Raw genomic sequence first — 26,376 nt, 5'->3', positions numbered from 1 at the left:
TCTGATAAAATATTCTTAAACTTGTGACTATTTAACTAGTATAGTATGATCAGACTATATTAAATTAATGGAAAACCTATGGGGGATAGATATGACGTTACCATTGAAGAAAAAGCTATACATATTGCTGGCATGGTTTGCGGTTGTACCGGCTGGTTTGTATTTTACATATCAATACTATCCCCCTGAAAATATTGCGGGTAATGAGCTTGAGTTTATTACATTAGTGGCATTTGCGACTTTTATCCCTCTCATGCCCATCGTGATCAACGGTGCGACCATCTTCTTCATCCAGTGGGTGACACTCGTCGGTTTCATCAAGTATGGTCTATTTATTGAGATTGTACTTATGCAGTTCTCGATCATCCCCTTACTCATAAGGCTCCGGGTGACGAAGAACGACTGGCACAGGATCCCATTAAATTCGTTGATGTTCTTTTTGGTTTCATGCATCAGTGGTTTAATCTATTTTATGGTGGGAGGGGAAATCGCCGAAAGGGAACTCGGTCAGCTGATCTTACCGATCCTTTGTTACCAGATCGTTTCCATTATGATCAATCAGGTCCTCCTCCTCCTCTATCATCATTATGTGGCTAACAATGACGTGCGTTTTTACAGTAAGGACTTTGTGTGGGATTTCACCGCCAATATGATCATGTTCCCTCTTTCACTCTCACTCTATTATTTGACATTTGAACTGGGGGCGTTTGCCTCGTTGCTGATTGGAGTCCCGTTCGTCAGTCTCTCCATCATCTTAAAGCTCTATAATTCATCCGAGAATATCAATGAATACCTTCAAAAAGCAGGGGAAATCGGGCATCAACTAACAGAGAGCCTAAAGGTCAAAGAAGTCCTGGATATTTTCATCGAGAAGATCATCGAGACGCTGCCCGTCGAATATGCGTATATACTCGACTGCCATGAAGAGGGGTTGGTGCTGCTTAGACGGTTTGAAAATGGAGAAATGAAATCGAATAATCTTCGTCCCCTCAAGAAAAACCAGGGGATCAGCGGAGTGGTCTGGGAAACGGGGAAGTCCGTCCTGTATACTTCCCGGTCGGAATGGACCGACATCGCCGAAGGCTATATGCCGGAGGATGTGGAAAGCGTATTATGTGTGCCCATCGTCAGAAGCCAGAAGGTGAGAGGGATCCTTCTTCTCGCTTCCTCTAGAAAGAAAGCGTATGAGAAATTCCAATTGATGATCGTCGATATCCTATGCTCCTATTTCGGGATTGCCATTGCCAATGCAAGGCACCATGAACGAACGAAACAGAACAGTGAACGATGCGCTCTTACAGGTCTCTACAATTACCGCTACTTCGAGGATCTGCTTTCCATGGAATATAGCCATCTCGAGGCAGGGAAGAGAAAGAATCTGTCCCTCATCATGCTGGATCTTGACCACTTCAAAGTGATCAATGATAACTACGGTCATCAGAGCGGTAACGAAATCCTCATACAACTGGCCGAACGCCTCCGTGCATTGATTTCCACTAAAGGAACCGTGGCAAGATACGGCGGAGAGGAATTTGTGATCCTCCTTCCCGACACGGAACGGGAAGAGGCACTCCGCATCGCAGAATACGTCAGGGGCACGATTGCCAATCAGCCATTCACGCTCCATGACAGCCTGGACGAATCCAACAAACAGATGATGGTCAGGGTCACGGCGAGCATCGGCTTATCGACCGCACCCGAAGACGCAGACGATACCATGGCCCTCATTCGTCATGCCGACCGCGCCCTGTATACGGGAGCGAAGCAGGCAGGGAGGAACCGGGTAGCGCAGTATGTGAAATAAGGAAAAGGATGTCTAAAGTAATCGTGGACATCCTTTTTTCAATGAATATACTATCATGTGAGTATTAAGTCCTATTAAAATAGTTTCGAGATTGATATAATAAATGTATTATAGGATAGCCAAAATGAGGGATATTATGAGAATACAACCAAAAATTCCATTACTATTCATCCTGTTTCTTACACTACTAATGAATTCGTCCATAACATATGCTAAAGGGAATGCTGATTTAAATGTGGATTTTAATGTAACACCGTCTCAAAGTGTGATCGTGAAACCGGCAGAAGGGAATGCAAAAGCGTCATTAGACTTCAATATTATTCCGGCAGGAGAAGTGAAGGAGGCAAAGCGTCCCCCTATTGATGTCGTCTTTATCTTTGATAAATCAGGCTCGATGAATAGCACGAAGGATAAAATGCAAAATGCAAAAGACGGACTGACCAGTGCCGTTCAATTCTTTGAAAAAAACAAGCAGGAGAATGACCGCTTTTCTCTCATTACCTTTTCATCCGAGATTGAAACAATCCTTCCCCTAAGCAATGACCTCGATGCTATTAAAACATCTATGTTCCATACAACGGCTTATGGTGGCACAAATTACACAGATCCTTTGCGTGCTGCAAAACACATGCTGAGAGATTCCAAAAATGAAAAGTATATTGTCTTCCTGACTGACGGACAGCCCATGATTGCAACGGCCGTTGAAAAAGTAAAAAGAGAAGAATGTACAAGACCATTTTGGTTTATTTGTGGTGAAACAGATATTGTCGAGAGTGATCAACAAGTGATATATGACTTTCAAAACAGATATTATTATAATAGATGGCTTCATAAAATATATTCCCCGGATAGTAGTAAGTTGAGATCATTATACATTCCTTCCGCATTTTCGATGGATGGAACTTCTTTTCAATCGGGTTGGTACAATCCAGGAGATTTGGAAACAAACAGTCAACAAATGCAGGCTCTGATTAAACAAAAAGGCCTTGAAGTTTCCAAAGAATTATACAACTCCAACATCACCATGCACACGCTCGGATACGGGGAAGGCAACCTTGATGACCGATACCTTCAAATACTGGCCGAGCAAACTTCCGGCAGCTTCATTAAAGCAGGTGAGGGAAGTGTCTTGGGTGCATTTGAAAAGCTGGCGAATAAGATAAACTCCGTTAAATTGGAAGGGGAAGCAGTCGTACCTCTGCCTGCAAACACAGTAGTTGACCGTAATCAATATAAAGTGGTCAATAATTCGGTATATTTACCGTTTTCTACCGTGTATGAAGTGGGCCAGGGAGCACCATCACCCATTACCCTATCATTACCGGTTGAATTTACGACAAAGGGTTCATACACATTTAATCATTTAAAAATACAATACAAAACAGCAGAAGAAACTTCATGGAGATATACCGAAAATAAATCGGTGACGATCCAGGTGAAGGATGATGCACCTGCATCCGTTACAGGAAAGCTTGAACTGAATAAGATCAATCAAGAATTGTTCAATTTAATTATTGAGCAAGGAAAAGATACCAACTCATTTACGGGTAAGTATCAGCTGGAATTCGGTGGCCTGGTAAATCCAAATGCCAAGGGGAACTTAAGTGATATCACCATCTACCAGCCGTTACCTGAAGGGGTGGAAGTGGAAGCTGGCAATAACCTTACAGTAGAAAATATGAATGGCCAACGAACCGCTGTCTTGAGATTGACTCAAAGGGTGAATTTTGAGAACGGGAAATTTTCTCAACCCGCGCTTTCCGCCAATATGAAAATAAAGGCTATATGGGCCATCAATAATGTAAAGATGCCTCAGCCGAAGGTTTCTTACGTTGATTCGAGATATGGTACAGCAGTGGTCAGTAATTTGAACCCAGATCAAAGTGAATTAAGTGCAAAAGTAAGAACTCGGAAGTATCATAATCAAAAAGAATATGCTTATGACGGTTTTGCTAACGGAACATTAAAAAAGGTATTGATCTCAGGCGAGGGGGAAACGACTGTCTCTGTTCTAGAGCCGGGCGTGAGTAGCGGTCTCCCGAATAAAGCCGTAAAGGAATTAGTGGCTGATTCAACTCAATTAACGATCACATATAAAGATGGATCCACATCTGTATTATCATTTATCCCTGCTCTGACGGTAAAGGATGCCGTTACCAAAAAAGTATTGGATGACGGGTCTTCGATATCGAATCAGGCAGAATTTTATCTATCTACCGGAGTTTCCGGAAATGATGTGAAGTATCAATATCGAATTTTGAATGAGGATGAACCGATAGAAGAATGGAAAGACATCAACCTTCAGGAAATGAAAACTCTCGACATGTTCGGGAAGAATGAAGTCCAGGTGAAAGCAAGCGGAGGATTTGCTGTCGATGATTATATTATTAGGAAAACCGTCTGGATCGAAGGGGACGATTTAATACGTGTTCCTTCCCTAATCGAATTATATGTCGGTGAAACGAAGTCATTCGCTATCGATATATTTCCTTTTGGGAAACCAAATAATAATTATAATGTCCAGGTGACTGAAGGAAATGATGGGGTCATCAACTCTGAATATACTCAAGTCCGTTCTATCAAGGAAAATAGAATGACAGGTTTATCCCCTGGTGAGGATACCGTTGTAGTAGAAACGAAAAATGGGAAGTTCAAAAAGAATATCCGTGTAATTGTGAAGTCTAAGTTCGTAGATCTTGAAAGTATGGATTTCACCAAATCGAAATACACACTGCTCCTAGAGGGGAATGATTTCGACATTTACTCAAACTTGATCTTTAATCCTCATGATGCCACCAATAAAAATATTAAGACTGTCACCGATACAGGGAATGGGATAGTAGAGATAACGAGGGAAAATGACGTATGGAAAATAACCCCGAAGAGTAAAGGTGTGACAACCATCACTGTAACATCCGATGAAGACCCGGATATTAAAGCCATGGCCATTTTTGAGGTGGTTTCAGAAGAAGGTGGAAATCCGGGTACAGATAATGGAAGCATTGATGGCAGGTGGTAAAATGAAAAGCGAAGCTATGAGCAATCATAGCTTCGCTTTTTTACTCCACAATTATTTCATCACTAATGAGGGAGAGGGCGTCCACCTTGGGAAGATCATCTAATTTGGAGAGCAGTACATCTTTATTATAATGAACGATGAACCGGGATAATTTCTTTTCCTGGTTAGAAAAAAGATCCCTTTGTATCGTATCCATGCTGTCAACATTCCCACGGACGGCGTTTACAGTCAGGTTTCCCTTCGAAAAGACGCCACCGTTCACATAAAAGAGGGAGCCGACGCCATATAATGTTGCGTCACTATCGGTGTATAAGAAAGCCTGAAGTGGTTTAATATTTTCTGATGCATCAGGCAGAAGGTCAGCCTCTCTCTTCTCTTCTTCATCCGTGTAATATTGGAATTCATTCATCCTTGTGACCAATAGTTCTCCTTTTGAAAGTAAAATCAATTGACCCCGTTGATTGGAATTACCGGGACTATTTTTACCGGTGATATTCAAATTCGAAATACTTGTCTTTCCTTTTGCGTAAATGACAGAATCAAATTTAATTTCATCGTTCTCGTCATCCGGATCATTGGCGTCACCCTGTATCGTTAGGTTACGTCCGGAGTAGATGTTCCCTTCAATAGAAGATGTAGAGTTTTGGGACTGGAATAAAACATCATCAAAACTGACTATGTTTTCTTTCAAAATTACTGGTGCATTGGCTTCGATCGATACCTTGCCGGCTGCAACAATATTTCGGATTGACATCTCCCCTGTTGCGTTCGAAATGGTTACATTTCCGGTAGAGATGATATTCCCAATATCCATTGTGGAATTTGCAAGGATGTTTACATCTCCTTGGACAATCAGATCCACGCCGGGATGTCGTAACCCTTTTACTGTGATACTTTGATCCGCTTTTACAGTCCCCTGTACATTTTCACTCAATATACCATTTACCAGAGGGGAGAAGAGAGGACTATTGGATAGATAGTTGGCAGTAATCGTATTCCTTATATTAGCCTTAGTCAACGCCTGATCAAGTGAAATCCCAAGAGCGTCCAATACTTTCCCAACCTCCTCCTCATATGTTTGATCAAAGGAGATGTCGGTAAATTGACTGTCCTGCAATATGTCCGGTATTGGGAGGTGCGGGTAAAACTGCCGGGTGTCCACCAGGGATTTCATATGGTCATAATTCACTTTGTTATAGCTGGTATACAAATCTCCGATGATGGATGGAAATGGTGCGCTCACTTTCTTATCATCTAGATTGGACAATTGATAGTTTGCATCTTCACTGATGCCGAGTGAATGAGCATATACATTTCCGACCAGATGGGGTGAACCGTTCAACTGCAGCTGTTCCCGGGAACCTAACGTATATTTCAGGAAGCTTGGAATTGGAGAAAGGATGATTCTCTTCCGGACGATTTTCTCAACTTTTCCTTCTTCGGAATCAGGATTTTTCGTATGGACGATAATCTCATATACCCTTGTAAGGTTCGTATCTATGAAATCCAATCCGAACGTGTGATATTGAAGGATATTGGCTCTCCCGCAATGAGCCCCAAGTAAATTCAAAGCTTGATTCCCGCTGACATCCACGATCGTAATGCATTTGATGGTATCAGAAGATTGATAGGATGGAATGATCTCTGTTTGAATGAAGTCCTTCACTTTCGTGTTAATATTTACTGGGGTTAATTGAGTGATCTCCAATTGCTTAGTAGGTTGTAATTGAAATACAAGCTTGGCAGAGATCTCTTCAACCGCTTTTAAGCCTTCATATGTAATATCGATATCTGTTTCCCTGACTTCTGTTCGTTTGGCTCCTCCTATCGTTGAACTCATGATGGCCATGCCGATCGTCACCATGACAAGGGAAGTGATCAAAACAGTCAGCAACGCATTTCCTCTTTGATTGGTTAACAAGCGATTCCCTCCCTCCTAGAATCCGAAGCGGCTCTCTAATTGAAGTGTTTTATTGAATTTTGGATGCCTCACCTTATATGTCATTTGAATCATCGCATCCGTGCACGGGTTGGACGTACAACTCGTCGTAATCGTGGATCCTGAAAAGTCGGATGAAGTAGCAAGTATCTCACCGTTAAAGCTCCATTGCTCTTTCCCGTAAATGTTTACCAGTTCCAACGTCTGTTCATCATGTAAAACGTCTTCATTTTTCACCTCATAGAAGGACTTTCCCGAGTAGGAAGACACATTTTTTTCAGTGTTATTCACGAATTTAATACAACCTGAGTGATCAGGGCTGCATTCTTCAATGCTGTCTAAGGGATACGAATATAAATGTTTCATCACCATAGAGGATACATAATCCGCATCTTCCCGAAGTTGAGCATCAATCGATACTTTTTCATAGACTTTATATCCAGTGATCAAGGCGCCATAAGTAACGGGCAAAAGAATGGCCGATATAGTAAGAGTGACCAATAACTCAATTAAGGTTATCCCTTTATTATCGAATATCTTCACTTTTAATTTTTCCATCGACCGACGTGCTATGTTCTCTATCATTCATATTCCACCTCACTTTGACTGTAATGGGAATATAGTAATCCATTTCTTCAGGAGTCGATACTTTCTCGGAAAAAATGGTAGCTTCATATTCTAACCCATTAATCTTAATATTTTTCTTTCCGGGACAGTTATTATTTATTTCGGATTCGGTAGATGAACTGGAGAACAGCTTATACTTCTCTTCACAAATGAGTAATGTGAGGTAATCAGCTTCTGAAGATTTGTCCCCGGTGTTCACATCATGAAAATAGCTTCTGACCTCGAGGAAGTTCTGTTTCTCCACGAACATGAGGACATTCCTGGCTACATTGACTCCTACCGTCTTTTTTTGATTAGCATTGGTATATGTACTGGATTGAAGAAAAAAGTTCATAAAGCTTAGTAAGACGATTCCCAGTATGGTAATGGAAACCAATAGCTCTATTAACGTGAAGCCTCTATTATTTTTTAATATTTTTATCTGTTTCAACCCAACACCTGCTTTCAATCTACCTAACTTTATTATACAATATCTAGTAGTCGAAACTTGTAAAAAATAGTCTAATTTATAAGAAATATATCATAGGAAGGAGCTGAATGTAAGTTGATTTACCTATTTTCATTAATGGCACTTATTCTGCTATTACCTATTTTATATTTCATTCCAATGGGGTTCTCCAATAAAGGGAAACTATTGATTGCCGGCGTATCATTTGGTCTGACGCTTTTGGGATTAGTCGCAACAACCCTATACCCGATGTGGGTAATTAGTCTGATGTTGCTGGCTTTGCTGACGATCCTTTCCTATATGATGGAACAGCGTTTTGGCAGGCAATTGTTAGTGGCAGCAGGACCTGATCCGGATGTGAATGAGGAGCAATGGCATGAGATGCATGAACATAAGGAATTTAAGGTTGATTTACATAATGACGAAGATGTGTCGAATGAAGTTTCTACAGTGAAAGATGAAGAAGAAATCGTTTCGGTTGAAGAACTCTTGGAAGAAATTGTATCAAAGGCTCCTAAAGAAGAGGAGACGGCGCACGGTGAAGAAGCAACCGCAACCTTGGAAGACATTAAGCCTTTACAGGAACATGATGAGATATTGCCTGGACATGTTGATACAGAAATAGCATCCCTACAGATTCAGGAAGATGAGAGTGAGTGGTTTATCGAAAATGCAAACGAATTGAATGAAGTACCGGATGTTAATGAAGAAGACATAGGGTTGTTTGAGGGCGATTTGAGTGAAATCGAAAGTATGATCAATGACTCGGATGAAACAGCAGTAGAGGAAACGGAAGAAACAGAGATATACATGGAAGAATTAGCTGAAATAATCGATGAGAGTAATGAAACAGTTGCTGAAGAATTAGCGGAACCTGTCATTGCAGGGGGAGAGGCTAACCTTGTGGGTTCAATAGATGAGGAAGAAGAGTCAATGAAGAGTCAGCCAGTAATAGAGGAAGTCTCTATGGATGAACTTCCAAAGCGCACCAGAATCATGAGAGAAGTAATGAAGACCATGATTGAACAGATCACACTTTCCCGGAGTCTGTTAACCACTGACCAGATGGAAAATATGATAAAGCATTATTTACATCCAAGTCTACACGATCAAGATTACTATACATTTGCAAGAATATTAATGGATCATTACATTTCAACGGAGCAATATGAGGATTTGGATATGTTTATTAAAGGGATCGAAGAGAGATTCAGGGAGTACCCTTATATCTCATTGGACTTAGATCAGACAAAGGAATATGCGTGGGAAATGACAAGAAACTAAATTGATGGAATAGGTGAGATGACATGAAGAAAAGTTCAGAAATGAAAGCTTTACCGATTATCAGTATTTACGATGGAAGTGAAATAGGGAGAGTCAAATCCCTTGTTATTAATCCGGAGAAAGGCTCAGTCGACTTCTTGACCATTGAACATGAAGATTGGCAGGTGAGTGTGAAAGCGATCCCTTTTAAAAAGGTAGTCGGGATCGGGGAATATGCTGTGACCGTCGAAAACGAGAATGCGGTCATTGACTTGAATGAAATTCCTATCGCAAATCAGCTGGTGAACAAGAAGATTAAGATAAATGATACCCGTGTCATGACCCGTAAAGGACAGATGATCGGTAATATCCAGGAATTTTATGTGGATGATGAAACAGGGGCCATTGTTTCATTGGAGTTACAGTCGAAGGACAATATTTATTTCCTTGCAACAGAACATGTACTCACTTTCGGGAAAGATATCCTCATCGTAAATGAAGATGCTGTTGAATACTTTAAAGATTCATTCGATCAACTGAGCGATCCTGAACCTGTGTTTGAAGAAGGGGTCGAAGCCTTACCTCAACAGCATGCTCTGGAAACAATCAAATCGAAACAGACTGAATTATTGGCTGGTAAAAGGGTGACGGAAGATATTTATAACTTAGAAGGGGATCTGTTGATTGCCAAAGGTTCCTCTTTATCGGAATCAGACATTAAAGCCGCTCAAGAAGCGGGACCTTCTGTATTTGTTGACTTAACGATGAATATTAAGTAGGAATTAGCAGGAAGGAGCGCCTGATGTGAAAAAAGGTCTGCCTGTAAAATTAATGACCGTTTTGTTCTTATCCACGTTTTTTCTGTATGGGTTTTCTCATTTAGGCGTTTATGCTTATGAATCGTTCTTTGTTCAGTCACTCAGTCTATCGAAACATGCAACTGTTGCATCTGTTAATCTCGGTGGAGCAAACAAAGAAGAAGCCGTGAAGATACTGGAAGGGAAAATAGTTAAGTGGAAAGGGAATCAAAACATCATACTTGAATTCAACGGGGAGAGTGCAAGGGTCGATTCAGCACTCTTTCAATTCCACTCGAAAGAAAGTATAGAAAAACTCGATGAAAATGAAAATACAAGTTTAATGGTTACCTTGGATGAGCAAGCGTTGGATTCATTCCTATTAGATCATTTCCCTGACTACAGCTCTGATGACATAAACCTGTCTTCTTTAAAGGAGTATGTCCTTTCATTAGCGGGAAATCTCAACAAAGGTGAGACCATTGACGTATATGATTATGTCGATAGTAATGCATCGACACAGATTTTATTTGAAGCTGTATCCAATGAATTAAAAGTTACACCGACGATCAAGAGCTTCATAGAAAACTTTCCCTCCATTCTCATTGCACCCAATTCTCAGTTTTCTTTTTCTGACTTCCTGGAAACGGAAGGTTTTGTCGTTGAATCACAGGCTGACTTAAGTCCGGTTGCATCATTACTATATCAAATCACTTTGCATTCCAATTTTTCCATCATAGAACGAAATATCAGTAAAGAGCTTCCGGATTATGTGACCCTGGGCTTTGAAGCGAAATTCAATCCGATGAATAACCAGGACTTTGTCATCACGAATCCGAATTCAACGGAGTATGAGATTAAGCTTGCCATTCAAAATAATAGAATCAAGGCTAAGCTTCAGGGAATTCCCTTTCCAAACTCTTATAATGTCCGATTGTCTGAAAAGGAAACATTCTCTCCCCGTGTGATTAAACAATTTAGTCCCTTCGTTGAAAAAGGAAGCGTCGATGTTCAACAACAAGGGAAAGACGGGGTCTTGATTCGGGTCTACAAACAAAAACTGAGCACTTCAGGAGAAATCCTTTCAGAAGAATTGATCAATGAAGATTTTTATGCACCTCAGAATAAAGTTGCGATATATCCGTTGCAGGAAGAAAAGGAAGCACCTAGTGAAACATTTGACAATGTTTCGAATGGAACGGATGAGATAGACGGTGAAGTACCAACGCAGGGTGAATTGAATGAGGAAGAAAAGGAAGCCCCCTCCTCGCAGAATGAAGAAGATAAGAAGAATACTTCTACTGAGCAGGAAAGTGAGGACTCTTCTGAACAAGATTCTTCAAAAACATCATCTGACGATAAATCTCCACAAAAGAAAAAAGATTTTAAATAAGGCAAAAAAAGCGGGTGATATGGTGACCACCATTAGAAAAAGGCTCGGAGACCTGCTGGTAGATGCAGGAATCATATCCGAATCACAGTTGCAAGATACCCTGAAAGATAAGGCTAAGGGGCAGAAGTTAGGGGATGCACTCCTTCAAAGAGGATATATTACGGAACAGCAATTGATTGAAGTGTTGGAATTTCAACTGGGGATCCCGCATGTCAGCTTATATCGGTATCCCTTTGAAACGAACTTATTCCACCTGATCCCTAAAGAATCTGCGAAAAGGAACTTAATGATTCCACTAAAAAAAGAAGGGGATAAGCTTTTTGTCGCGATGAGTGACCCTTTGGATTTTTATGCTATAGAGGATCTCCGTCTGGCTACGGGCTTTCAGATTGAAACAGCGATTGCGACGAAGGATGATATCCTGAAGGTCATCAATAAATTCTACGACCTGGAAGATGGATTTGAAGATCTCTTTCAAGAAAATCGGAATCAAAATAACGTGGAAGAAGATACGGTGGTGGATTCCGATTCACCCATCGTTCGCTTAGTGAACGGGATCCTTTCGAATGCCGTTACCCAGAAAGCCAGTGACATACATATTGACCCGCAGGAAACGAAAGTGGCCATCCGTTACAGGGTGGACGGTATCTTAAGAACCGAAAGAAATCTTCCGAAGCATATGCAAAGCATGTTGATTGCACGCCTTAAAATCATGGCAAACCTCGACATAACCGAATTCAGAGTGCCTCAGGACGGTCGGATCAAGGTGAACATCGACTTTCATCCGATCGATCTGCGAGTATCGACATTACCAACGGTGTATGGTGAAAAGATTGTCCTTAGGATCCTGGATTTAGGTTCCAGTCTGAATGACTTGGCAAAACTGGGGTTCAACAAGGTGAATCAGCAGAGGTTCATGAAAATGATCCAGCAGCCGACAGGGATTGTCCTTATAACAGGACCAACGGGTTCAGGGAAGTCTTCTACTCTGTATGCAGCTTTGAATCACCTAAATAGTGAAGAAGTGAATATCATTACAATCGAAGATCCCGTTGAGTACCAGCTGGAAGGGATCAACCAGATCGGTGTGAACCAGAATGTCGGATTGACCTTTGCTAGGGGACTCCGGGCCATTTTACGTCAGGATCCCAACATCATTATGGTCGGGGAAATTCGTGACAGGGAGACGGTTGAAGTGTCCATCCGGGCTTCCTTGACCGGACACCTCGTCCTTAGTACCATCCATACCAATGACTCGATCAGTACAGTGACGAGACTACTGGATATGGGGGTCGAGCCGTTTTTAGTTGCCTCTTCATTGAGCGGAGTCGTGGCTCAACGCTTGATCAGGAAGGTGTGCCGTGACTGTAAGCAGGAAATGCCGGCTACGAAGCGGGAAGTAGAAATATTCGCCAAAAGAGGAATGAAGATTGAAACAATTACGAGGGGGAGAGGCTGCTCCTCTTGTAATATGACTGGATACAAAGGGCGGATCGCCATTCATGAAGTCCTTGTCATGAATGATGAAATGAAGAAGGTCATCCTGAACAATGAACCTTTTTCGAAGCTCAGGGAGCATGCTGTCCGAAATAAAACCATCTTCCTCGTCGATGACGGTTTACTGAAAGTAAAACAGGGATTGACCACGACCGAAGAAGTATTACGAGTAGCAATATCAGAGTAGGTGAATGAATTGAAAGAAAAAGTTGATTATCTTCTCAAGTCCGCTTACGAGCTGGGAGCGTCGGATATCCACCTTACCGTGGGTTCACCCCCTATCTTTCGCATTCATGGGGATTTGAAAAGATTCGGTAAAGAGAACCTGTTGCCCGATCATACAGAATTAATGGCAAAAGCCATCATAACAGAGACGATGTATCCTTCCTTTGAAGAAGTGGGAGAGCTGGACTTTTCCTATGGAATACCCGGTGTATCACGGTTCAGGGTGAATGCATTCAAACAACGATCATGTGTATCTTTGGCTATACGCGTCATCCCGACTTCCATCCCAACAATGGAAGAATTGTTTCTTCCACATGCATTGAAGAGCATTGCAGAAAAACCACAGGGACTGTTCCTCGTAACAGGACCAACGGGAAGCGGCAAGTCGACGACACTTGCATCCATCGTAGATTATATGAACCGGAAAATGAGGAAGCATATCATCACACTGGAAGACCCAATCGAGTACCTGCACAAACACGGTGCATCCATCATTGATCAGCGGGAAGTAGGGTTTGATACAAGATCATTTTCAAAAGGGCTGAGAAGTGCTCTGAGACAGGATCCGGATATCATTCTTGTGGGTGAAATGAGGGACCTGGAGACCATCCATACAGCCATCACGGCAGCGGAAACCGGTCACCTGGTACTTGCCACCCTTCATACTTCGAGTGCGCCTGCCACCATCGAGAGGATTGTAGACGTCTTCCCTCCTGAGCAGCAATCGCAAATTCGCGTTCAGTTGGCATCGGTCCTTGTCGGGATCCTTTCCCAAAGGCTGTTTGCCACAGTGGATAAAAAGGGGAGAAGGGCAGCAACAGAGCTCCTGATGAATAATGCGGCGATCGCCAATTTGATCCGTTCTGAAAAAGTCCATCAGATTCAAAATGTCATGCAGACGTCTAAAAATTCAGGCATGCACATCATGAGCGACAGTGTGATGAAACTGTATGAAAGTGGCATCATATCAAAGGAAATGGCGTTTCCTTATAGTAGAGAGGAGATTCCTCAATAGATGGGACGGTATAAGTACACAGGCAGGGACCAAAAAGGGAAGAAATCAGGAATCATCACGGCATCAACAAAGAAGGATGCGCTCCTTCAACTGAAGAAGCAGGAAGTAAGGGTCATAGACATCCTGGAGATGCCGGAAACGCTTATGACGAAAGACATTACGATAGGAAATCCTGTGAAATTACAGCATCTTGTCATTTTTCTGAGACAGTTTGCCACCCTTCTTCAAGCTGGCGTCACGGTCGTCGATGCCACACATATTTTGTCCGAGCAGACAGAGAGCAAGGCACTCGGCAAAGCCTTAAAGGAAATCGAGGATGAACTCAGAGACGGGAATCCTTTGTCTGAAGCCTTTTCCCGGCATAAGAAAATCTTTGAGCCTCTCCTGATCAATATGATGAAGGCAGGGGAAGCGTCAGGGAGCCTGGATGAGACCCTGGAAGGACTCGCCACCCATTATGAAAAGCAGCATATCACCAGACAGAAAATCATTTCTGCCCTAGCATATCCGATGGTTGTAGGGGTCATCGCCATTGGGGTAGTCATCTTCTTATTGGCGGCCGTTGTGCCGACATTCGTGAATATGCTGAACGATTTCGGTGGCGAACTTCCTGCCATCACCCAGTTTGTCATCTCATCAAGTGAATTTATGCAAAAGTTCTGGTACATCATCATTTTGTTCTTTGTATTCATTGCGATCACCTTGGCCATGTTAAGAAAAGACAAACGCTCGAAATATTATCTCGACTACGCCATCCTCAGGTTGCCGATTTTCGGAAAGATGCTGCAGAAAGCGGTCCTTGCGAGAATGACGAGAACGTTAAGTTCCTTGTTTTCTAGCTCCGTCCCCATCTTGCAGGCATTGGCCATCGTGGAAAAAGTGGTGGAGAACGAAGTGGTGGCCAGGGTGATCGGCGAATCACGGAGATCATTGGAGAAAGGGACATCCCTGACGGACCCCATGAAGCGGCATTGGGCTTTCCCTCCACTGGTGACGCAGATGATCGCCATAGGGGAAGAGACGGGTTCCCTGGACTCGATGCTCGCAAAGGTTGCCGACTTCTATGAAAAGGAAGTGGAAAGCGCCACGGACCGTCTGAAGTCATTGATCGAGCCCCTCATGATCGTCATGCTGGCAGGTTTAGTCGGGACCATTGTGACATCCATTCTTGTCCCGATGTTCGAAATCTTCAACAGTGTTCAGAACTATTAGAAAATACCTATAATTATACAAAAAATATGATTTTTTTGTCGATTGATTGTTGTATACTAGTACTAGATTACTAGTTTTTGCAAAAAGAACATTAAACAGGAGGAATTACCATGTTAAAGAAAATCAGTCAAAGATTGAAAAATGAGCGCGGGTTGACACTTATCGAATTACTTGCAGTTGTTGTTATTTTAGGGATCATCGCTGCGATTGCAATTCCTAGTATTGGTGGGTTGATTAATAACTCTCGTATTGATGCTCATATTGCGAATGCAGAGCAAATGGTTAGTGCAGCAAGATTGGCAGTTACAGCTGATGAAGCTGAAGATGGAGACACAATTAGTATGGCAGAACTTATCGAAAATGGTTATCTTGAAGAAGTAGACAATCCATCTGATAATGATGGTTATGATCAAGATGCAAGCTTAGTAACTATTAGTCGAGATGATAGTGGAAATTATACCTATACAGTTACTTTAGCGGATTCTGGTGGAAATGCTCACTTTACAGGTTTAGATCCTAGCGAAATAACTAGAGACGATGTAACACTATAATAAAAATGGTAATAATTTTTATCTACGGTCTCCTCCTAGGCTCCTTCTACAACGTAGTCGGCCTCCGGATTCCGCTCAAAAAATCAATCGTCAAACCGAGTTCAGCCTGCCCGTACTGCCGGCACACGCTGACGACCAGGGAACTGATCCCGGTAGTCTCTTATATCATTCAAGGTGGAAAATGCGCTCAGTGTAAAGGGCGCATTTCTCCTCTTTATCCTTTAATGGAATTAACCACCGGACTATTATTCCTACTTTCTTATACGATATTAGGCATGCAGCCGGAGCTGATTGTCGCTCTGACACTTGTTTCCCTGTTCATGATCATCACGGTCAGTGACCTGAAATATATGGTCATCCCTGATAAAGTGCTGTTGTTTTTTTCGGGACTGTTTATCATCGAACGCATCTTAATCCCGTTAAATCCCTGGTGGGACAGCATAGCGGGCGCACTCACAGGCTTTTGTCTGCTCCTCCTGATTGCCATCATCAGCAAGGGCGGGATGGGAGGCGGCGATATCAAACTGTTTGCTGTCATCGGCTTTGTCGTGGGAGTCAAGGTGATGTTGTTTTCCTTTTTCCTCGCTACGCTTTTTGGGGCGGTGGCCGGTATTAGCGGCCTGATTCTCGGTGTTTTCAAAAAAGGACAGCCCATCGCGTTCGGCCCGTATATCGTACTGGGAACACTCGCAGCATACTTCTATCATCAGCCAATCCTGGATTGGTATTTTTCTTTATATAGCTAAAAGGGGTCATTCATGATGTTATCTCGTCTCTTCAATAAGAATAAAAATAAAATCAATATCGTCATCAGTGATCAATGGATTCGGTTTGTCGAATTGAAATCTGTTTCTCCATTATATATTCAACAATTTGGAGAGAAGCGGATAGCAGACGGGATGATCTCCGATGGAAAAATCATCGAAAAAGAAGCGTTTCAAGCCTTTTTGGATGAGTGTGTCCTGGACTGGAATCTAAAAAAGCGGGAAGTTCAATTTATCGTTCCGAATACTCAGATGATCATAAGAAAGATGGCGATTTCTTCTGATATTGCGGAAGATGAGGTAAAGAGTCACTTGTTCCTTGAAATCGGGACGAGTATCCATCTCCCATTTGAGAATCCGGTTTTTGATGTAGTGGTGGTTGGAAATAAAGGGGACAAGAAAGAAATCATACTTGTGGCAGCACCGGAAGACATTGTCATGGAATACCAACAGATGCTGACTGACGCCCACCTGAAACCTGTTGTAGCGGATATTAGTCCACTTGCCTTCTACCGCTACATCCATGCATTGGATCTGACCCATAGTGAAAACCATGAAATGCTCCTCTATTTTAATCCGTCCAATGTGACCGTATCCATCTTTCATGATCATCAGCCCGTCTTTTTCAGGCCGATCAGTTTAGGGGAGGAACGGGAAGTAAAGGATGAGCGGAGTGATTACGATGAGTTTCATTCTCTTCAATTCGAAGACGTGATGAAAGAAATAAACAAAGTGATCAGCTTTTATCGATACACACTGACAAACGATGAAGCAATGATCAATAAGGTATACGTAGCCGGTGACCACCCCATGGTGGGGGACATCCACACCCTTTTGGCGGAGCGGTTTGAGATTGACATCATCAAGGTACCTTCTATAGCACGGGATGCCTACACCAATGAAAAACTATCGAGTGAGTTCCTGCTTTCCATTGGTTTAGGATTAAAAGAGGTGATATAGTGCTCGTCGATATCAATTTATTACCTCAAAATGAAAAACGGAGCCGTCAGTGGCTGTATGTGGTGATCGGTGTTCTGGCTGTCGGGATCACTGCTCTTATCATACTATTTATCCTTGCCGGGAATATCGGAAAAGACGTGGATGCCCTGACGGCGAAACTTCAAGAAACTAAACAGCAGAGGGCTGAAAAAGAACAGAGCATCTCTGACTTTGAATCCTCTGATGCGTGGGTTCAATTGGAGGAGGCAGTAAGCTGGGTGGAAAGCTACCCTATTGATACTGTACCGATTCTGGATCACCTGGTGGAACTGCTTCCGGAACGTGGGTTCTTAAAGGAGTTCACTTATGCTGAAGATGGGAGTATCCAACTCTCGATTCAATTCGATACAAGCAGTGAAGCAGCCTATTATCTAACTCATTTGAAAGATTCCAAGTACATTCAGGATGCTAAGCTATCATCCCTTGCCACTGAAGCCGTCATGGAGAATGAACAAGAAGCTGTCAATACCGAACCCGTCCTGCCAAGGTACATCGGCCAATATGAAGTCATTTTAAATAGAGATAGCATCAAACAAAGCGAAGCAGAATCCGATGAGCAGGGGGGCGATTCGGAATGAATGTTCAATTCGATAAAAAAGAATGGTTTCTGATTGGAACATCCACCCTTTTAGTATTGTTTCTTATCTTTGGTGGTGTCTGGTTTTTCTACTTACCGGTGAAGAATCAAAAAGAAAGTGTACAAAGTGAAATTCAAACGGAAACTCAATTGATAAAAGCGCTGGACTCCAAAATTGGCTCGATCAAACAGGATTCATTTGAAAACTCCAGTTCCCTTCAACAAAAAGTTCCGGTGAAACCACTGACGCAACAGCTGCTTATAGACCTTCAGAAGGCGGAAATCGTCTCTGACAGCTTTATTACAAGCATCGAGTTTACAGAAGGAGCGGTGGCGCTTCCTGTAACCGCTGAAACAACTGGGACGACCATTGAAGAATCAGCTGAAACCAATGCCGGTGAACCGTCAAACAGTCCCGACACACCAGCAGATGCCCTTCCACAAGGCCTGCAAAAGTTGACGGCCACCATGTCTGTTGAAGCCAAGAGTTATTTTGAAATAGAAAAGTTCATCAAGAAACTGGAAGAACTGCACCGCATCGTAGAGGTTGAACAGATTTCTTTCAGCGGACCACCGGAGATGCAGCAATATCAAGATGAGTTTGAGAACATCCAATTAAATATTGTGGTATCCGCATTTTATTTACCTGGTTTAGTAGAACTTGAGAAGGAATTGCCGAAGCTCGATGCTCCTCTTCCATCAAACAAAAAGAATCCTTTTCAGCAGTTCCCAGAACAAAAGTCAGAAGTACAAGATACTAATGTAAGGTCTGATGAATGATGACTGAAAATGAAAGAGGATACACCCTTGTCGAATTACTGGCCGTGATTGTCATACTGGGAATCATCGCCGTCATCGCCATCCTGGCGGTAAATACGATCATCGAAAAGTCGAAACAGCAGGCATTTGTTGCGAATGCCCTTGCCATGAAAAGCTCTGCTGAGTATTATGCAAAAGACGCCATGCTTCAGGAACGGCAAATCAATAAGGTAACCTATAAAGAATTGGTAGAAGCCAACCTGATCGAACCGATCCTCGATCCCCACTCCAAAACAGTCCTGACACCTGATGATGACTCATATGTTCTGGCAGATGGTGAAATTGTGCTATCTATTTGTTTAATGGGGGACGAGTACAATCTTTGTACAAATGATAGTGGAGAGCGGGAAGAAATTCCGTTTTCTACTCTCTCGATTCAATCCCTGAAGAAAAACTAAAAAATTTGACGAAAACCTCTTAGGACAAGACGACAAAAGTCTTGTTCTTTTTTTTATGGGATGTGATAGCATGGAAAAAAATAGATGAAGGAGGGTGGAGATGATGGGCGATCGTGGGAAAAACGACAAAAAGATTTCTATTAAAATCAATGGGGAAAAAACGAAGTTCGATGAAGATCTTCTTGTGTACGATTGGAAGTTGGGGGAATCGGAAACAGCTGCCGGGGAAGAGGCGAAGGATGACGGGTTCGATTGGATCCTTCCCGATGAAAAAGCCGAGCCTCCACAGGAATATAAAAAGATCCATTATGTGTCTGGAAGTAAGAAAAAGAAAAAATCGTTTATTAACCCGTTTCAGGATTCGGTCAACCTGGTCATGTCCTTGATCGGGGCGATCGTTGTGGGGGCGGTCCTTGGTTTCGGGACCCTTAAGGTGATCACGACGACGGATGGACCGGCTAAACCTGCGACTTTGTTGCAGGATAACACCTCAACAGGGAAAACGGAAGATCAGCAGGCGGTTTCTGCCGTCGAATTAAAGGATTTTTCTACCTCTATCCTACAGGGTGGTGTGTTTTCGACAGAGGAAGCGATGAAGGCCATGAAGGATAGTTTAGGGGCAAAAGGTCTTCCTGCTGCATCTGTGGAAAAAGACGGCCAGTTCTTTTTATTGCTCGGAGTTTCTGGAGACTTGGAAACGGCCAAAAGCCTTGGCGGGAAACTTAAGGATCAAGGGGTGGACGTCTACGCAAAGGATTTTGTGATGGGATCCAAAGGGGTCAATGCCTCAAAAGAAGAGAAAACATTCCTTGAAAAAGGAAATGCCCTCTATACTGCAATCGCACAGGTTAGCAGCAGTGGAATGATCGGGGGGACTGCGGATGAGGCAACGATCAAAACGATTCAATCCGGAGTGAAGGAATTGGAAGGAATCAAGGTCGGTCAGGATTCCATCGCCTCCATGAAGAAATCATTGATGGATGCAGGGAATCTCGCAGCTGCGATGAAATCCCCGGAAGATGCACAAAAAGTTCAAAAGGATTTATTATCTTATCTTCAACTTTATAGCGGGTTATAATTTCGACTGAATTAGACTATTTTCTAGGAAATAATGGTTTGTGAGCTGCCTTGTAACGCGGGATTCTCCCTTTCTCGCGCTACGGGGCAGCTCTATTTTCACTTGTTTACTATGGTGGGATTTGGTAGTATAAGTTTGTATCTCCCAATTACCCTGAAAGGAATGGTATGGTGTGTCCAACCTCATACTCGCTTCACAATCTCCCCGACGAAAAGAACTTCTCGAACAAATCCAACTCTCTTTTTCCATTATGGACTCAAGTGTGGATGAAACCTTTTCTTCTGATTTAATGCCCCATGAAGTCGTCACGTATCTCGCAAGGAAAAAAGCAATGGTAATATCGAATCAACACCCCACTCACTATGTGGTCGGTTCAGACACAGTCGTGACCAAGGATGGGAAGATCCTAGGAAAGCCGGGATCCAAGGATGAAGCGAAAGAAATGCTGGAGATGCTTTCCGGGTCTTCTCACGCGGTTTACACAGGTGTTGCGATCCTCCATGGTGAGGAGGAGAAACTCTTTTATGAAAAAACAGATGTTACGTTTTGGGAGTTAACCTCTAAAGAGATCGATGACTATATCGCAACAGAAGAACCTTTTGATAAAGCCGGGTCATATGGGATCCAGGGAATCGGCGCGAAATTCGTCAAGGAAATCAAGGGCGATTATTTCTCAGTCGTCGGCCTCCCGATTTCCAGGGTGAATCGTGTTTTACTCGAAATGGGCTATCTTCAACCAGAATGACTCCAACACGTAAGAATAGGAGGAACAAATGGTAAAAACGATGCCCCATCAGGAAGAAAACCGTCTGATGATCAGGGATTTCCCCCAGGATGAGAGACCGAGGGAAAGAATGATCCAAAGCGGAGCAGCCAGCCTGTCCAATCAGGAGCTGCTCGCCATTTTACTGCGGACAGGAACAAAATCCGAGTCCGTTCTTCAATTATCCAACAGGCTCTTAAATCAATTTGATGGATTGAATCTATTAAAGGATGCGTCCCTGGAAGAAATCACGAAAACGAAAGGGATCGGACTTGCCAAGGCGGTCCAGATCATGGCTGCCGTGGAATTCGGCCGGCGCATCAGCAACCTCGCATTTGATGACAGATACTCGATCCGTTCCCCTGAAGACGGGGCCAACTACGTCATGAATGATATGAGATTTTTGGCCCAGGAGCATTTTGTCTGCTTATACCTCAACACAAAGAATCAAGTTCTCCACAAGCAAACCATCTTTATCGGAAGCCTCAACGCCTCCATAGTACACCCAAGGGAAGTCTTTAAAGAAGCCTTTCGCCGCTCCGCCGCATCCATCATTTGCATCCACAACCATCCTTCGGGAGATCCGACTCCGAGCAGGGAAGACATAGAAGTGACAAAAAGATTGGTGGAATGCGGTCGGATCATTGGTATTGATATACTCGATCATCTTATAATAGGGGAGAAGAAGTTTATCAGTTTAAAGGAAAAAGGGTATTTATGACACTATGATTTTTTTCCTGGTTACGATATAATAAAGCTTATGATTTTTACAAACAATATCGTGATTCAATATAACGCGGGCTTACTGAAATAAGAGAGTCATTCTACAAGGGAATGAGTCTTTTCGTTATGCATGAACGAAGCATTATTGTGACGAAAATTAAGAGGTAGAGAGTGATTGGACAACTCTCCTATGAAAACACATAAACCTTTATAAAAACCAGCCAATTTGTATCAGAAAGGGAGATACCATTCATGTTTGGAACGAAAGATTTAGGGATTGATTTAGGAACTGCTAACACATTGGTGTACGTGAAAGGCAAGGGGATTGTCCTTCGCGAACCATCTGTTGTGGCACTTCAAACAGAAAATAAGCATATCGTTGCTGTGGGTAATGACGCAAAGAACATGATCGGCCGTACACCGGGGAATGTCGTGGCGCTCCGCCCGATGAAAGATGGAGTGATCGCTGATTATGAAACAACCGCCACAATGATGAAGTACTACATTAAGCAGGCGACACGAAATAAGGGGGCTTTTTCACGGAAGCCTTATGTCATGGTTTGTGTACCTTCAGGCATTACAGGAGTGGAAGAAAGAGCGGTCATCGATGCGACAAGACAAGCAGGGGCGCGGGACGCTTACACGATTGAAGAGCCTTTTGCAGCAGCGATCGGAGCAAATCTACCAGTATGGGAACCGACAGGAAGCATGGTCGTGGATATCGGTGGAGGAACGACGGAAGTGGCGATCATCTCTTTAGGGGGAATCGTGACAAGTCAGTCGATCCGCGTTGCCGGGGATGAAATGGATGATGCGATCATCAATTATATCCGTAAGACATACAACCTGATGATCGGGGACCGTACAGCTGAAACCATCAAGATGGAAGTTGGCTCTGCAGGGGACTCTGAAGGCATCGAAGCGATGGAGATCCGCGGGCGCGACCTTCTGACAGGACTGCCGAAAACGATTGAAGTAACGGCTGTGGAAATTGCATCCGCCCTTCATGATACCGTATACACGATTGTGGATGCCGTTAAGAGTACGCTGGAGAAGACTCCACCTGAACTTGCAGCAGACATCATGGACAGAGGGATCGTGCTGACCGGGGGAGGAGCGCTCCTTCGTAATCTTGATAAAGTGATCAGCGATGAAACGAAGATGCCGGTGCTCATTGCGGAAGAACCACTGGATTGCGTGGCAATCGGGACAGGGAAAGCCCTTGACCACATTCACTTATTCAAAACACGGGGAAAATAATAATTGATTGTAATGGGGGACGTTTCCTTAAGGATGCTAGGGCAGCCTTAAGGCCGGCCCCATCTTTTTTCGAAGAACCATGAATATTTTGACGAATGATATCAAAAATAAACGATTTTTGATATAGTATTTACTAGAATGAGAAAAGGTTGAGGTGTACATCATGCCACAATTCTTCCTGAATAAACGTTTGATCATTCTGCTCGTCAGTGTCATTGTCCTGGTGGGATTAATCGGATTTTCTTTGCGGGACCGGGATAGCATCAGCTGGCCTGAGCAGTTTGTGAAAGACATGGTAGGATTCGGACAGTCATTGGTTTCAAAACCTGTCAATTATGTAGCCGGAGTTGTTGATAACGTTCAAGATCTTCAAAATACATATACAGAAAACGAAAAACTGAAAACGCGTTTGGATGAGCTGATCAAGCTTGAAACAAAAGTGAAAGACCTGAAACAGGATAATGATGAATTACGGGGGGTCCTGGATAAGAAGGAAAACCTTCGCGCTTATAAAACGGTTCAGGCAACCGTCATTGCAAGAAATCCGGATCAATGGCAGGAGCTCATCACGATCGATAAAGGTGAAGTGAACGGGATCCAATCGGATATGGCCGTCATCTCTTCAGCCGGATTGATCGGAAAGATTAAGAGTGTTAATGAATTTTCATCTACAGTCGAATTAATTTCGACCAATAATACAAAAAACCGGATTTCCACTGTCATCCAAAGTAAAGACGAGGATATAAACGGATGGATTGAAGGGTACGACAGTAAGAAAGAAGAAATCTTAGTGAAACGGATTTCCAACGATATGAAGGTCGAAAAAGGGTCAAAAGTGATTACCTCAGGACTCGGTGGCGTATTCCCTAAAGGATTGGTCATCGGTGAAGTGAAGGAAGTCAAGCCGGATCAGTATGGATTGACGCAGACCGCATATGTGAAGCCTGCTGCTGATTTCTATCATTTAGAGCATGTCATGGTCATCGATCGTGAAATTCAAGGTGTGACGGAAAAAGACGCGGTTGAGGAGGAAGAGCAATGATCAGCAGGCTCCTCCTTCCGTTCATGACCGTGCTTTTCTTCTACAGTGAGAGTCTATTTGTCCATCTTTTTCCCAGTGAAGGGTGGTTCGATCAGAAAATAGTCGTTCCGCATTTCCTGATTATTGTGCTGTTTTTTATTTGTGCGTTTTATCAATACCGGACCGCACTCCTTTATGGGTTCATCTTTGGCTTCCTATTTGATATTTATTACACTGAAATCAATGGGATTTATCTGGTGTTATTCCCATTTGTCATTTTTCTGTCACATCAGATGATGAAGGTGTTGCATAATAACCTCTTTGTTTTAGGGATCATAACCCTTGTGAATATTTCTGTTTTAGAGTTTTTGGTTTACGAGATCAACTATATTATCAAGAGGACAGATTTTACGTTCATGCAGTTTGTGGACTGGCGTTTATGGCCGACATTGGTCCTGAATGCCCTGTTTTATATCATTCTTGCATTTCCATTTAGAAACTACCTTCTGAAGAAACGGAAAGAGTGGTTGGATGAATAAATTCAATTAGTAATTTTTTCATATAAAGAGGAAATGACACTGCTTATGTCGAATTTATAGACGACTGAGGTGAATAATTGCGACATGAATAAGAAGCCAAATGTGATGATTAAGGGAACAAAAGAAGGACTGACTCTTCATCTCAACGATCAATGCTCGTTTCAGGAATTAAAAAAGGAACTGGACGATAAGCTTTCTGCCCAATACAGGGAAACAGAAGGAACCCCTCTCTTGACGGTCAATATTCAAACAGGCAATCGTTACCTGGCAGAGGATCAAGTGGAAGAGTTGAAGGATATTGTAAGACAAAAACGCAATTTAGTTGTAAACGAAGTATGGAGTAATGTCATAACGAAAAATGATGCAGAGAAACTCATAGATGAACGAAATATCGAAACCCTCACAGGGGTCATCCGTTCGGGACAGGTCATTGAAGTGTCCGGCGATATCCTCGTAGTGGGAGATGTCAATCCCGGGGGGAAGATTCTCGCCGGGGGGAATATTTACATATTAGGTTCATTAAAAGGGATTGCCCATGCCGGCTGCAATGGAAACGACGAGTCGGTCATCGTGGCTTCGAAAATGGTCCCATCCCAGCTCCGGATCGCGGATTCCCTGAACCGTGCCCCTGATCGGGTGGAGGAAGAGGATGACCGCGAAATGGAATGTGCGTATGTGGATGATAGTGGCCAGATCGTTGTCGATCGATTACAGGTTTTGAAGCATCTTAGACCAAATATTACTAGTTTTAAAGGAGGAAGCTAATGTGGGTGAAGCGATAGTTGTTACTTCAGGTAAAGGTGGAGTGGGAAAGACGACTACTTCTGCCAATGTTGGTACAGCATTAGCTCTACAAGGCAAAAAGGTTTGTCTGATTGATACGGATATCGGCCTCAGGAACCTGGACGTGGTAATGGGCCTTGAAAACCGGATCATCTATGATTTAGTGGACGTTGTGGAGGGCAGATGTAAAATCCATCAGGCCCTTGTGAAAGACAAGCGATTCGAAGATAAACTATTCTTACTGCCGGCTGCTCAGACGAGTGATAAATCCGCTGTCAATCCTGAACAGATGAAAAAGCTGGTACTGGACTTAAAGCAAGACTATGATTATATCATTATTGATTGCCCTGCAGGAATTGAGCAAGGATATAAGAACGCCGTTGCAGGCGCGGATCGCGCGATTGTCGTGACCACTCCGGAAATTTCGGCTGTACGGGATGCGGACCGGATCATCGGTCTTCTGGAGAAGGAGAACATCGAACCTCCGAAATTGGTGATCAATCGTATACGTAATCATATGATGAAAAACGGTGAAACGCTGGATGTGGATGAAATCACCTCCCATCTTTCCATCGATCTTCTTGGAATCGTCGCCGATGATGACAATGTAATCAGATCATCGAATAAAGGTGAGCCGATCGCACTTGATTCGACAAGTAAAGCGTCGATTTCTTACCGGAATATTGCGAGGCGGATCTTAGGTGAATCGGTCCCACTGCAATCCCTGGAAGAAGAAAGAACAGGCGTCTTTATGAAAATTAAAAAGTTATTTGGTGTAAAAGCCTAATGATATCCCCGGTCCCGGCAGGTCGCATGATGCGTCCTGCCGGGACTTTTTTACGTTCTCGATGAATATTCTCAA

Annotated in this window: 25 protein-coding genes; 22 read left to right on the top strand and 3 right to left on the bottom strand. The window is 43.0% G+C overall.

The genetic code is table 11. The features are described 5' to 3' along the window. Positions 1-91 precede the first annotated feature (91 nt). Both AC0VXY_RS15520 and AC0VXY_RS15515 read left to right on the top strand, forming a co-directional pair. Positions 92-1,804 carry a sensor domain-containing diguanylate cyclase gene (locus tag AC0VXY_RS15520; protein WP_475525771.1) on the top strand — a complete coding sequence of 571 codons (1,713 nt, stop codon included), beginning with the start codon at positions 92-94 and terminating at the stop codon, positions 1,802-1,804. 136 nt (positions 1,805-1,940) lie between these two features. Beyond that, a complete protein-coding gene (locus AC0VXY_RS15515; protein WP_475525770.1) occupies positions 1,941-4,823 on the top strand; it encodes a vWA domain-containing protein in 2,883 nt (960 codons plus the stop codon). A 40-nt stretch (positions 4,824-4,863) separates the two neighbouring features. Here the strand turns inward: AC0VXY_RS15515 and AC0VXY_RS15510 are convergent, their stop codons facing one another. The 3 genes from AC0VXY_RS15510 to AC0VXY_RS15500 are packed head-to-tail and all read right to left on the bottom strand — an operon-like array spanning position 4,864 to position 7,819. After that, positions 4,864-6,744 (bottom strand): polymer-forming cytoskeletal protein, encoded by a 1,881-nt coding sequence (locus tag AC0VXY_RS15510; RefSeq protein WP_435989982.1) that lies wholly within the window; start codon positions 6,742-6,744, stop codon positions 4,864-4,866. Between the two features lie 15 nt (positions 6,745-6,759). Continuing rightward, positions 6,760-7,320, bottom strand: coding sequence for a PilW family protein (locus AC0VXY_RS15505; protein ID WP_475525768.1), 561 nt, complete (start codon positions 7,318-7,320; stop codon positions 6,760-6,762). Beyond that, entirely contained in the window at positions 7,289-7,819 is a 531-nt protein-coding gene (locus tag AC0VXY_RS15500; protein ID WP_475525767.1) for a type IV pilus modification PilV family protein, read from the bottom strand. Before AC0VXY_RS15500 ends, AC0VXY_RS15505 begins: the two co-directional genes overlap by 32 nt. A gap of 135 nt (positions 7,820-7,954) precedes the next feature. Between AC0VXY_RS15500 and AC0VXY_RS15495 the strand changes: the two genes are divergently transcribed. The 20 genes from AC0VXY_RS15495 (at position 7,955) to minD (ending at position 26,301) form a co-directional block, all read left to right on the top strand. After that, positions 7,955-9,121 (top strand): hypothetical protein, encoded by a 1,167-nt coding sequence (locus AC0VXY_RS15495; protein ID WP_475525766.1) that lies wholly within the window; start codon positions 7,955-7,957, stop codon positions 9,119-9,121. A gap of 23 nt (positions 9,122-9,144) precedes the next feature. Next, on the top strand, positions 9,145-9,879 hold the full coding sequence (locus AC0VXY_RS15490; RefSeq protein WP_475525765.1) for a PRC-barrel domain-containing protein: 735 nt from the start codon (positions 9,145-9,147) through the stop codon (positions 9,877-9,879). Positions 9,880-9,904: 25 nt separating this feature from the next. Further along, complete coding sequence (locus AC0VXY_RS15485; protein ID WP_475525764.1) at positions 9,905-11,290, top strand: VanW family protein; 1,386 nt, start codon at positions 9,905-9,907, stop codon at positions 11,288-11,290. A 19-nt stretch (positions 11,291-11,309) separates the two neighbouring features. Further along, positions 11,310-12,974 carry a GspE/PulE family protein gene (locus tag AC0VXY_RS15480; protein WP_475525763.1) on the top strand — a complete coding sequence of 555 codons (1,665 nt, stop codon included), beginning with the start codon at positions 11,310-11,312 and terminating at the stop codon, positions 12,972-12,974. A 9-nt stretch (positions 12,975-12,983) separates the two neighbouring features. Then, positions 12,984-14,027 (top strand): type IV pilus twitching motility protein PilT, encoded by a 1,044-nt coding sequence (locus tag AC0VXY_RS15475; protein ID WP_475525762.1) that lies wholly within the window; start codon positions 12,984-12,986, stop codon positions 14,025-14,027. Next, positions 14,028-15,239, top strand: coding sequence for a type II secretion system F family protein (locus AC0VXY_RS15470; protein WP_475525761.1), 1,212 nt, complete (start codon positions 14,028-14,030; stop codon positions 15,237-15,239). It abuts the gene before it with no gap. Positions 15,240-15,349: 110 nt separating this feature from the next. Then, positions 15,350-15,790 carry a prepilin-type N-terminal cleavage/methylation domain-containing protein gene (locus AC0VXY_RS15465; RefSeq protein ID WP_475525760.1) on the top strand — a complete coding sequence of 147 codons (441 nt, stop codon included), beginning with the start codon at positions 15,350-15,352 and terminating at the stop codon, positions 15,788-15,790. A gap of 5 nt (positions 15,791-15,795) precedes the next feature. Continuing rightward, complete coding sequence (locus tag AC0VXY_RS15460) at positions 15,796-16,536, top strand: prepilin peptidase (protein WP_475525759.1); 741 nt, start codon at positions 15,796-15,798, stop codon at positions 16,534-16,536. 12 nt (positions 16,537-16,548) lie between these two features. Beyond that, positions 16,549-17,514, top strand: coding sequence for a type IV pilus biogenesis protein PilM (gene pilM / locus AC0VXY_RS15455; RefSeq protein ID WP_475525758.1), 966 nt, complete (start codon positions 16,549-16,551; stop codon positions 17,512-17,514). After that, entirely contained in the window at positions 17,514-18,131 is a 618-nt protein-coding gene (locus AC0VXY_RS15450; RefSeq protein WP_475525757.1) for a PilN domain-containing protein, read from the top strand. Before pilM ends, AC0VXY_RS15450 begins: the two co-directional genes overlap by 1 nt. Next, positions 18,128-18,910, top strand: a complete 783-nt coding sequence (locus AC0VXY_RS15445) for a hypothetical protein (protein WP_475525756.1) — start codon at positions 18,128-18,130, stop codon at positions 18,908-18,910. Before AC0VXY_RS15450 ends, AC0VXY_RS15445 begins: the two co-directional genes overlap by 4 nt. Continuing rightward, a complete protein-coding gene (locus AC0VXY_RS15440) occupies positions 18,907-19,347 on the top strand; it encodes a type II secretion system protein (RefSeq protein ID WP_475525755.1) in 441 nt (146 codons plus the stop codon). Before AC0VXY_RS15445 ends, AC0VXY_RS15440 begins: the two co-directional genes overlap by 4 nt. A gap of 100 nt (positions 19,348-19,447) precedes the next feature. After that, complete coding sequence (locus AC0VXY_RS15435; protein ID WP_475525754.1) at positions 19,448-20,425, top strand: hypothetical protein; 978 nt, start codon at positions 19,448-19,450, stop codon at positions 20,423-20,425. Positions 20,426-20,597: 172 nt separating this feature from the next. Beyond that, positions 20,598-21,170, top strand: coding sequence for a Maf family protein (locus AC0VXY_RS15430; RefSeq protein ID WP_475525753.1), 573 nt, complete (start codon positions 20,598-20,600; stop codon positions 21,168-21,170). 28 nt (positions 21,171-21,198) lie between these two features. After that, positions 21,199-21,909: a RadC family protein gene (gene radC / locus AC0VXY_RS15425; RefSeq protein WP_435989999.1), complete on the top strand. Its 711-nt coding sequence runs from the start codon at positions 21,199-21,201 to the stop codon at positions 21,907-21,909. Between the two features lie 254 nt (positions 21,910-22,163). After that, entirely contained in the window at positions 22,164-23,171 is a 1,008-nt protein-coding gene (locus AC0VXY_RS15420; protein WP_475525752.1) for a rod shape-determining protein, read from the top strand. A gap of 163 nt (positions 23,172-23,334) precedes the next feature. Continuing rightward, a complete protein-coding gene (gene mreC / locus AC0VXY_RS15415; protein ID WP_435990001.1) occupies positions 23,335-24,213 on the top strand; it encodes a rod shape-determining protein MreC in 879 nt (292 codons plus the stop codon). Continuing rightward, positions 24,210-24,731 carry a rod shape-determining protein MreD gene (gene mreD / locus AC0VXY_RS15410; RefSeq protein ID WP_435990002.1) on the top strand — a complete coding sequence of 174 codons (522 nt, stop codon included), beginning with the start codon at positions 24,210-24,212 and terminating at the stop codon, positions 24,729-24,731. Before mreC ends, mreD begins: the two co-directional genes overlap by 4 nt. An 84-nt stretch (positions 24,732-24,815) precedes the next feature. Beyond that, positions 24,816-25,496, top strand: coding sequence for a septum site-determining protein MinC (gene minC, locus AC0VXY_RS15405; protein ID WP_475525751.1), 681 nt, complete (start codon positions 24,816-24,818; stop codon positions 25,494-25,496). Position 25,497: 1 nt separating this feature from the next. Continuing rightward, positions 25,498-26,301: a septum site-determining protein MinD gene (minD, locus tag AC0VXY_RS15400; protein WP_435990004.1), complete on the top strand. Its 804-nt coding sequence runs from the start codon at positions 25,498-25,500 to the stop codon at positions 26,299-26,301. The last annotated feature ends 75 nt before the right edge of the window (positions 26,302-26,376 follow it).

The organism is Rossellomorea sp. QJM3NY_18, assembly GCF_056173145.1.
The sequence above is the reverse complement of the archived record's forward strand: the minus strand, read 5'-3'. Positions and strand labels throughout refer to the sequence as shown.